Raw genomic sequence first — 9,402 nt, forward strand, 5'->3', positions numbered from 1 at the left:
CTGCCGAACCACTTCGCGATCCGGACCTACAACAACTCGACGTCCTACGCCCTGGGCATCGGCCTCTTGGCCGACCGCTTCGCCGGAGGTGGTCCCCTGGTCACGCCGTGGCCGCAGGAGACGGCGCTGTCGCTGTCGGACCGCATGGCCGCCCAGATCGCCCTCGCCCGCGTCGGCTTCAATCCCGGACCCGCCGATGGCGTCGTCGGCGCCAACACCCGCAAGGCGCTGCGCGCCTGGCAGCAGAGCCAGCAACTGCCCGCCGACGGCTACCTGTCCAGCGACATGGTCGCCCGCCTGAAGGCCCAGGCCGGCATCACGCCGTAACGACTTCCATCCAGATCGAGCGGCTTTCGCCCGGTTGCAACACGACCATGCCGGTGTCGCCCTCGCCGAACGGGTTTGGGCGGCTGGCGCAGGGTTCGACGCATAGGAAGTCCTCGCCCGGCGGGACATAGACGTGAAGCCAGCGGCATTCGGCCGAGGCCGTGATCACCGTGTCGGGCTGGCCGGGCGCGCGCAGCACCGCGCGCTGGTCCCACCCCGTGTAGCAGTGGTCGATCAGGCCATGACCCTCGACCGCGGCCCCCGCCGCCCAGTCGGCCTCCCACGGTCCCGGATGATGCTCGGTCGGCAGGACATCGGTGTCGATCAGCCAGACGCCGTCATTGGCGGCGGTCAGGGTCTCGCCCAGGCGGCGCGGGAAATAGGGATGGAAGCCCAAGCCCGCCGGCATCGCCGTGTCGCTGGTGTTGATCACCGTCAGCTGGGCGCGGAAACCCGAGTCGAGGAGCTGGAAGCGCTGTTCGGCGCGATAGGCCCAGGGCCAGGCGTCCGACGCGTGCTGGTAAGAGAGCAGCGCCTCGCCGTCGGCGGCGTGTTCGACGGTCCAGGCCGAGCGCCAGCCCTGACCATGCAGCGGATGCGGATGCCCAGCCAGGTTCGGCGGCAGCACGACCTCGCGCCCCTCGAACACGAACCGCCCGTGCGGGATGCGGTTGCAGAACGGGACCAGCGGAAAGCTGGCGGTCATCAGGGCGTCGCTCGTCCCGGGCGCGGCGGGCCGCAGCACATCGCGCCCGCCGAGCGTGAAGCGCGACACGGCGCCGCCGACCTCGGGAACGAACGACAGGCGGGCCTGGCCCTTGTCGATGACGGTCATGCGGCGGCTCCCAAGCGACTGAGCGGGCATCGGTAGGATCTTTCAGCGTTGGGGCCAAGCCTTGATGGTAGCGCTCTCAGCGCCTTGCGCGATGCGCCGACCCAAGCTCAATTGCTTGCATGGTCGAAACCCTCTCGGCGAAGGAAGCCCGCCGCATCGCGCTGCGGGCGCAAGGCTTCGGACGCGCGCGGCCAGCGACGCCAGGCCGTCGTCATCTGCTTTCGACGATCGAGGCGCTGGGCGTCGTCCAGATCGATTCCGTCAATGTCGTCTCCCGCTCGCACTACCTGCCCTTCTTCTCGCGGCTGGGTCCCTACGACCGCGCTCTGCTGGAGCAGCTAGCGTGGGGGCGACGTCCCGCGCTCGCCGAGTACTGGGCGCACGAGGCCTCCCTGACGCCCCTCTCGACTCACCCGCTGTTGCGCTGGCGCATGGCCGACGCGGCCGAGGGGGTGGGCGTGTGGAAGGGCGTGGCGGCGTTCCTGCGCGACCACGGCGACTTCATCGACAAGGCCCTGGCCGCCGTCGCCGAGCGCGGGCCGCTGACCGCCTCGGCGCTGGAGCTGGGCGCGAAGGGCGCGGGCGGCTGGTGGGGCTGGAGCGAGGCCAAGCGGGCGATGGAGTGCCTCTTCTGGACCGGCCGCTTGACCACCGCGACCCGGAAGGGCGGCTTCGAGCGGGTCTATGACCTGCCAGAGCGAGTCCTGCCGCCGGAAATCCACAACGCGCCGACGCCGGACCGCGCCGAGGCCCAGCAACGACTGCTGATGATCGCGGCCCGGGCCATGGGCGTGGCCACCGAGCGAGACCTGCGCGACTATTTCCGCCTCGGCGTGGCCGAGACCCGAGCCGCGTTGTCCGGCCTCGTCGAAAGCGGACAGCTGGTCCCCGTGAAGGTCGAGGGCTGGGAGCCGCCGGCCTTTCTGCATCCTGACGCGCCGCGTTCCCGGGCCGTGAAGGCGCGCGCCCTGCTCTCCCCCTTCGACAACCTGATCTGGTTCCGCGAGCGCGCCGAGCGGCTCTTCGGCGTCAGGGTGCGCCTGGAGATCTATACGCCTGCGCACAAGCGCGAGCATGGCTACTACGTGCTCCCGTTCCTGCAGGACGAGGCGATCACCGCCCGGGTCGATCTGAAAGCCGACCGGAAGACTGGCCGCCTAGTCGTGCTGGCCGCCCATCGTGAGCCCACGGCGGACGGACGGACCGCCGAGCTGCTGTCGGCCGAACTCCAGGCCATGGCGCGCTGGCTGGATCTTTCCGAAGTCCAGGTCCAGGACAAGGGCGAGCTGGCCGCGGAGTTGCGGGTGCAAGCCTCGGGCGGGTGAGCTCATGCTCCGCGGCATTTCGCCACATCGCGATGAAGCTTGGTCAGGGAAGACGCCGCACTCGGCCTCATGGATTCGCGCTAATATCCAACGGGTACGCATTTTTCGCGCCCAGGACGCGAAGACTCCTCCGCTCGCCCTCAGGGGACCGCTGGACACCGGTGTCCGAGCGCCGCAACAAACGATCGTCTTTCCGCCCGAAAGATGGATATTGCTCCGACCTGCGGGGGGACAGCGTGGTGTGGATGCGGGTGATCTTTTGAGCGCAACAGGCTCGGACAAGGCCGTGCTGTTGAGCCTTTATGAGGAGAAACGGGCCAATCTGGTGCGCTTCTTCGCCGCGCGGCTAAGCTCGCGCGCCGAGGCGGAGGACCTGGTTCAGGATCTCTATCTGCGGCTTATGGCGATGGAGGCGGACACCGCGGTGGACAACCCGTCCGCCCTGCTGCACCGCATCGGCTCGAACCTCATGCTGGATCGCCTGCGCAGCCAGAAACGCTCTGGCGCGCGCGACCATGACTGGCGCGAAGCCAATACGACGGTCCTGGCGGGACACGAGGTCGCCGAAGAGCCGGCGGCCGACGAGGTCGTGCACTCCCGCCAGCGTCTCAGGGCCCTGGTCGAGGCCGTGGACGATCTCCCGGAAAAGACCCGTCACGCCTTCCAACTGCACAAGCTGGAGGGCCTCAGCCATGCCGAGACAGCCCGTCGCATGGGCATCAGCACCAGTACGGTGGAAAAGCACATAAGCTCGGCCCTAAAGACCCTGACGAGGCGACTGCGTTGATTTATGCATCTGTCAATGGAGGGCGAGGCATCGTCGCGACGTCCTTCCCGTGGGGGATGATGGGTCCTCGTCGGAGCAAAGCCGGATGAGCCGGTCAGCGCAGCACCTGCAGGAGGCGGCCGATTGGCTGACCCGATTGCAGCGGCCGGAGGTCGATGAGGCCGACTGGCTGGCGTTCGACGCCTGGCTTTCCGAGCCAGGCGCTCAGGAGGCGTATGACGCCATCCAGGCCGTCGACGAGGAGATCTTCCAGCGAGGGGCGGCCGTCCGGGGGGAATTGGCCGAACCCAGGCGCGCCGCGGCCAAGCCGGCGTTCATGATCGACTGGCGTTGGCTGGGCGGTCTGGGCGCCGCCGCCGCCGCGGCCGCCATCGCGATCACGGTGGCGCCGTGGGGCGAACTGCTGCCCCAGCCCGATACGCTCTACACCACCGCCAAGGGTGAAAGCCGCACCCTGAACCTGGCCGACGGCACCCGCATCGACCTGAACACCGACTCGCACGTGTCGGTCCGTCTGGAGAAGGACGCTCGCCGCGTCACGGTCCACGAGGGCCAGGCCCTGTTCGACGTGGCGCATGACAGCGCCCGTCCCTTCCTGATTACCGCCGGCGACGAGACAGTGCGGGTGCTCGGCACCAAGTTCGACGTCCGCCGCCGCGACGGCCAGCTCAGCGTCACCGTCCTGCGCGGCCTGGTCGAGGTCTCGACCGACGGCGAAGACACGCCCGTCAGACTGCGTCCCGGCCAGATGCTGGAACATGTGGAAGGCGCGTCCGGCGTCTCGGTGCGGTCGGTCGCCGCCGAGGATCAGGTGGGCTGGCGCTCGGGCCGCCTCGTCTATCGCGACCAGCCGCTGGGTCGGATCGTCGGCGACATGAACCACTATTTCGACCGCCCCATTCGTCTCGAAGGGGAAAATACGGCCACGCTGCGGTTTTCCGGCGTATTGATCGTGGATAGACAGGATGCGATGGTTCGCCGCCTGACCAGCCTGATGCCGATTTCGGCGACGCCGACCGATGATGCCATTGTCCTGCGCGGAAGGCCGTCCGCTTCGAACTGACGCGCGTAGGCGGGCCCGCTCCTGAGACGGGCCCTTCTCCTTTTCGCCGCCAGCTTCCTGGGACTTGGCCTTAGCGGACGCGGCGCCGTCGCCGCTGTCGATGGCCGCGTGCGCCTGGACATCCGCAAGACAACCGCCTCGGAAACCTTGATCGAGCTGGGCGTCCGCATGGGCGTCAGCCTTGGCGGCGTCGAGGCCTGCAAGGGCCCAGGCGTTCCCCTGGTCGGGTCGTTCACGCTGCGCGAGGCTCTCGACCGCGCCGTGGCCGGTCGCGGCTGCGCCTATGCTCTGGTCGACGCGCGCACGGTCCGCCTTTCTCCGCTCAAGCCCCCGGCCCGCCCTCAGGTGGTCGCCCGCCCCGTCGCGCCGACCGCGATCGAGCCTGTCGCCCCTCTGGCGCCGCTGATCATCACGGCCGGCAAGCGTCCCGCGCGGCTGGGCAGCCTGCCGGGCGGCGTCAGCGTCATCGGCTCGCCCCAACTGCAGGACACCGGGGTCGGCGAGACCGGTTCGGTGGCGCGCCAGACCGCCGGCTTCATCACCACCAACCTCGGGGCGGCGCGCAACAAGATCCTGCTGCGCGGGCTGTCGGACGGGGCCTTCACCGGACGCACCCAGTCGACGGTGGGGACCTATCTCGACGACCTGCCGGTCAACTACAACGCCCCCGACCCCGACCTTCGGCTGATCGACGTCGAGCGCGTCGAGGTGCTGCGCGGCCCGCAAGGCGCGCTCTACGGCGGCGGCTCGCTCAGCGGCATCTATCGCATCGTCACCCGCGCGCCGGAGTTCGGCGCCTATTCCGCCTCGGCAGGCGTCACCTTCGCCGACACCGAATCCGGCTCCAATAGCTATCGCTTCGAGGGCGTGGTCAACGTGCCGACCAGCGCCCAGTCAGCCTTGCGGGCGACGCTCTACCACGACGTCGACGGCGGCTACCTGGACGACGTGAACCTGCGCCTGTCCAATGTGGACAAGACCACGCGCCGGGGCGGCCGCGTGGCGTGGCGCGTCGAGCGGGGCGAGTGGGAGGTCCGGCTGGGCGTCGCCGGCCAGAGCGTCTCGTCCAAGGACACCCAGTACGTCACCCTGGCCCCCGGCGGTCCTCGCCGCGCCAACCAGGTGCGCGAGACGCACCGCAACCGGCTCGGCCAGACCTCGCTGAAGATCAGCGGTTCGGGCGATTGGGGACAGTTCGAGTCCGTGACCGGTTACGTCGCTCACAAGTTCGCCAGCCGTTACGACGCCACCCTTGCCGTGACGCAGTTCGCGGAGGAGGGCGTCGAGCTGGGCCTGTACGACGAGAGATCGCGCGTGCGCATGGCCATCCAGGACGCGCTCTACACCGGTCCGGAGCGAGGCCGGCTGCGCTGGATGGTCGGCCTCTTCGCCGCCAACAGCATCGAGGAGGGCGACGCGGACCTCCGCGCCCGGAGTGCGAACGTCACCCGCACGGTCTATAATGAGAACCGCAAGGACCTGCTGAACGAGTACGCGGTGTATGGCGAGGCCAGTTACGACCTCGGGGCCGGCTGGAAGGCCTCGGTGGGCGGACGCCGGTTCAAGACCACGGTCCACACGCGCTCCTACGTGCTGGCGCCGTCTCCCGGGACCTCGCGGGATCTCGATCGCGAGGCGTCCTTCAGCGGCTTCTCGCCGAAGGTCTCGCTGCAGCGCGATCTGTCCGGCGGCGGCATGATCTATGCGCTGACCTCGGAGGGTTATCGCGCCGGCGGATTCAACTCCGGCGGTCTGGTGGTTCCCGCGGAAACCCGCCGCGTCTTCCGCCCCGACCATCTGCGCAACTACGAGATCGGCGCCACCCTCACGCCGTTCCGAGGCCGCCTGAACCTGCGCACGGCGCTGTTCTACGACGACTGGCGCAACATCCAGACCGACCAGTACTTCTCCTCGGGCCTGTCCTACACCGCCAACATAGGCGACGGCCGCAATCGCGGCGTCGAGATCGAGGCCGCCTGGCGGGCGACCGGCCGCCTCACCGTTTCGGGAAACGCCCTGTTCAACGAGCCCAAGCTGACCCGCATCGCGCCAGGCTTCGGCATCGGCGCGACGGCCAGCCTTCCCGGCGTGCCGGACGTCTCCTTCGGCAGCCTGGTCACCTACCATCGGCCGCTGACGGCCGAGGCCACGCTGATGCTGACGGCCGAGACCGGCTATATCGGCCGTTCGCGCCTGACCTTCGACCCGCGCTATTCGCCGTCCATGGGCGGCTACTACACCGGCAAGGTGTCGGCCCAGGTGATGACCGACCGCTGGCGCGCGGCGGTGTTCGTCAGCAATCCCTGGAACAGTTCCAGCGACACCTTCGCCTACGGCAATCCGTTCAGCTTCGGCCAGGTTCGCCAGGTCACGCCTCAGCGTCCGCGCACCTGGAGCCTATCCCTGTCGGCCAACTTCTAATCTTTTGTCGCAACGCTGAAACATTTCCTCGCCGAAGGCGGGGGGACACGCCTGACGGCGGCGTCATCTTCTGTGAGAGCGGTCGCGGGGGGTGCGGAACGCTCACTCAGGGATTTCGAGTGATGACCAAGCTTTCCGCGTTGCTCTGTGTCCACAACGAGGAACAGCGCCTGCCCGACTGTCTGGCCGCCCTGTCGTTCTGCGACGAGATCGTCGTGGTCGCGGACCGCTGCAGCGACGGCACCGAAGCCATCGCGCGCCAGTACGGCGCCCGAGTGGTTTCCGGCATCTTCCCGATCGAGGGCGCGCGCAAGCACGCCGGCCTGGCGCGCTGCACCGGCGACTGGATCCTGGAACTGGACGCGGACGAGGGCGTCACCCCCGCCTTCGCCCAGGAGGTGCGCGAGACCATCGCCCGCGCCGGCGCGGCTGACTGGTATCAAGTGCCGATCGACAACTATATCGGCGACCAGCTGGTCCGTCACGGCTGGGGCGGCTCGTTCGGCACGTCCTCGGCCGCGCGCCTGTTCCGTCTGGGCGTGAAGTCGTGGAAGTCCGAGCGCGTGCATCCGGGCGCGAAACTGGACGGCGTCTACGGCGGTCGCCTGACCCAGCCGCTGCGTCACATGGTCGACGAGGACATCGGCGACATGTTCGCGCGCCTGTCCCGCTACACCGCCTTGCGGGCCCAGGACCTGGCCGACAGCGGCAAGGTCAAGGGAATCGCCGACGACGCCTTCCGCGGCGTTCGCCGGTTCTTCAAGTGTTACGTCTCGCGCAAGGGCTATCGGGAAGGCGATCTGGGCTTCCTGATCTCGCTGATGGCGGGCCTCTATCCGATCCTGTCGAACCTGCGCGCCCGCGAGATCCTGCGCAACCGCGCCCGCGAAGCGGCCAAGCCGGCCCCGCCGGCCGCCCTGCCGCTGCGCCGGGCTGAAGCCGCCAAACACTAGTCCCACGCCATGCGGCGGCTCGCCCCCCTCGCCTTTCGCCTGATCCTTGGTCGGGAGCTGCGCCTTTGGACAAGGGCCGGACGCGCGCCGGTCCTGTGGTGGCGCGACGACGACGCGCGCGCGCCCAGCGAAGCGCTGGACAGGCTGCTGGCGCTGTCCCGCGGCCACGCGGCGCCGCTGACCCTGGCGGCGATCGCCAGTCCGCACCTCAGCGCCCTGGTTCGTCGCGTCGAGGTCGAACCGACTGTCGAGATCGCGGTGCATGGGTTCAAGCACATCAACCGCCAGCCCACCGGCCGCGGCTTTGGCGAGGTGGTCCCCGAGGACAGCCTCGAGTGGGTCCGCGCCCAGCTGCGGGCGATCGTCATGGCGTTCCACAAGGCCGGCGCGCAGCCGACCCTCTTCGTGCCGCCTTGGAACAATCTGCAGCCTCGACTGATCGAAGCGCTCGGCGACTCGTCCATCACCGCCGTCTCCGCCTTCGATCAGGCGCGCGGCGTCTCACAGGGCGTGGCCCGTCTCGACGCGCACCTCGACGTGCTGCGCTGGAAGGGCGGCGGGCGTTTCCGCGGACGCTGGCGGTTTCTGTCGCGCATGCGCCGACTGATGGCGCAGCGGCGGGTTTCCGGAAATTGGGACGAGCCGATGGGCCTGTTGACTCATCACCTTGATCACGACACGGCGACCTGGGCGTTCCTGGATCAGTTCCTGGCCGCGTTCCCGATCCGTGCGCGACAGGATCTGACGCCGGCCAGCCCCCGCGCGCCTGAAGCGCTCAGCGCCTAGAGCCCTTTAGCTTTAAACGCCTCTAGGCCAGTTCGGGACGGTCGCGCAGGCACTCGCCGATGGCGCGGGCGCAGCCCGGCAGGCCAAGGGCCCCCACGAACGACATGGCTACGGCGCAAACCAGCATGATCGGTTGGAAGATGCGCATCGGGAATCTCCGCACGGCGTTCGTCGGTGGCACTGTGCCGGAACAGTAAGACGGAACCTTGACGATTGTTCCGCGCTCGAACGGAAAAATTTCAGAGGGCGGCTTTTCCGCTGCGCACGCTCCCCAATCCATAGGCTCGCCGCGCCGCCTCGATCCGCTCAAGCTTGGCGTAGAAGAGCGACCAATCATCCGTCTGATCGATCGGCGCCCACACGGCTTCGACCTCGTCGATGATCAGCTCCTCGGGCTCCGGACGCTGGAAGATCGGGTCGGCCAGGCGCTCGGGACGGTCGGGCGAATAGTCGGCCAAGCGCCCGCGGAAGGCCTTGAACGCCTCGCTCTCATAGAGGCCGGCCCGCGGGCCCGACAGCGCCCGCGCCTCGGACGCCTCGCCGCCGAACCAGTCGAAGAAGAACGGCTCCCAACGCAACGCCTCGCCCCCGTCGGCCAGGGCCCGGAAGGCGGCGTTGACCAACTCGACATCGGTGTCGGCGCCCAGGCTCTGCAAGCCAAGCCGGTCCAGGATCGCCTCGCGCAGGGCCGTGCGATAGGCGTCCGAGAAGCCGTTCAGCGCCGCCAGCAGCCCGGCCTGCTCGCCGACCAGGGTGAAGCAGGCGGCCAGCTGCTGCAGGTTCCAGAACACCGCCTCGGGCTGACGGCCAAAGCTGTAGAGGCCCGACTGGTCGAAATAGGCGGCGACGAAGTTCGGGTCGTTGCGCGGCAGGAAGCGCCAAGGGCCGTAGTCGAAGCTCTCGCC

General features: G+C 68.9%; 10 protein-coding genes. 7 read left to right on the forward strand and 3 right to left on the reverse strand.

The features are described from left to right. Positions 1 to 327 (forward strand): peptidoglycan-binding protein (locus tag Q0379_RS11215; protein WP_299008447.1); only part of this gene is annotated, 327 nt, incomplete at its 5' end. Here the strand turns inward: Q0379_RS11215 and Q0379_RS11220 are convergent. Further along, positions 317 to 1,162, reverse strand: coding sequence for an aldose 1-epimerase (locus tag Q0379_RS11220; protein ID WP_299008449.1), 846 nt, complete (start codon positions 1,160 to 1,162; stop codon positions 317 to 319). The two genes, Q0379_RS11215 and Q0379_RS11220, sit on opposite strands and share 11 nt — an antisense overlap. Positions 1,163 to 1,281: 119 nt before the next feature. Between Q0379_RS11220 and Q0379_RS11225 the strand changes: the two genes are divergently transcribed. From Q0379_RS11225 to Q0379_RS11250, 6 genes are all read left to right on the forward strand, one after another. Next, the gene (locus Q0379_RS11225) at positions 1,282 to 2,487 is read left to right on the forward strand and encodes a winged helix-turn-helix domain-containing protein (RefSeq protein ID WP_299008452.1); all 1,206 of its coding nucleotides are present in this window, start codon (positions 1,282 to 1,284) and stop codon (positions 2,485 to 2,487) included. A gap of 286 nt (positions 2,488 to 2,773) precedes the next feature. Then, positions 2,774 to 3,274, forward strand: coding sequence for a sigma-70 family RNA polymerase sigma factor (locus Q0379_RS11230; RefSeq protein ID WP_299008455.1), 501 nt, complete (start codon positions 2,774 to 2,776; stop codon positions 3,272 to 3,274). A gap of 85 nt (positions 3,275 to 3,359) precedes the next feature. Further along, entirely contained in the window at positions 3,360 to 4,337 is a 978-nt protein-coding gene (locus Q0379_RS11235; RefSeq protein WP_299008457.1) for a FecR domain-containing protein, read from the forward strand. 108 nt (positions 4,338 to 4,445) lie between these two features. Continuing rightward, positions 4,446 to 6,758, forward strand: coding sequence for a TonB-dependent receptor (locus tag Q0379_RS11240; protein ID WP_299008459.1), 2,313 nt, complete (start codon positions 4,446 to 4,448; stop codon positions 6,756 to 6,758). Between the two features lie 122 nt (positions 6,759 to 6,880). After that, entirely contained in the window at positions 6,881 to 7,711 is an 831-nt protein-coding gene (locus tag Q0379_RS11245) for a glycosyltransferase family 2 protein (protein ID WP_299008461.1), read from the forward strand. 9 nt (positions 7,712 to 7,720) lie between these two features. Next, on the forward strand, positions 7,721 to 8,497 hold the full coding sequence (locus Q0379_RS11250; protein WP_299008463.1) for a polysaccharide deacetylase family protein: 777 nt from the start codon (positions 7,721 to 7,723) through the stop codon (positions 8,495 to 8,497). 22 nt (positions 8,498 to 8,519) lie between these two features. Here Q0379_RS11250 and Q0379_RS11255 read toward each other — a convergent pair whose 3' ends face one another. Beyond that, on the reverse strand, positions 8,520 to 8,645 hold the full coding sequence (locus Q0379_RS11255; protein ID WP_013077777.1) for a hypothetical protein: 126 nt from the start codon (positions 8,643 to 8,645) through the stop codon (positions 8,520 to 8,522). Positions 8,646 to 8,736: 91 nt separating this feature from the next. Further along, the coding region (locus Q0379_RS11260; RefSeq protein ID WP_299008467.1) for a protein adenylyltransferase SelO family protein at positions 8,737 to 9,402 on the reverse strand (666 nt) is incomplete at its 5' end.

It is taken from the genome of uncultured Caulobacter sp. (assembly GCF_937900395.1).
Lineage (GTDB): Bacteria > Pseudomonadota > Alphaproteobacteria > Caulobacterales > Caulobacteraceae > Caulobacter.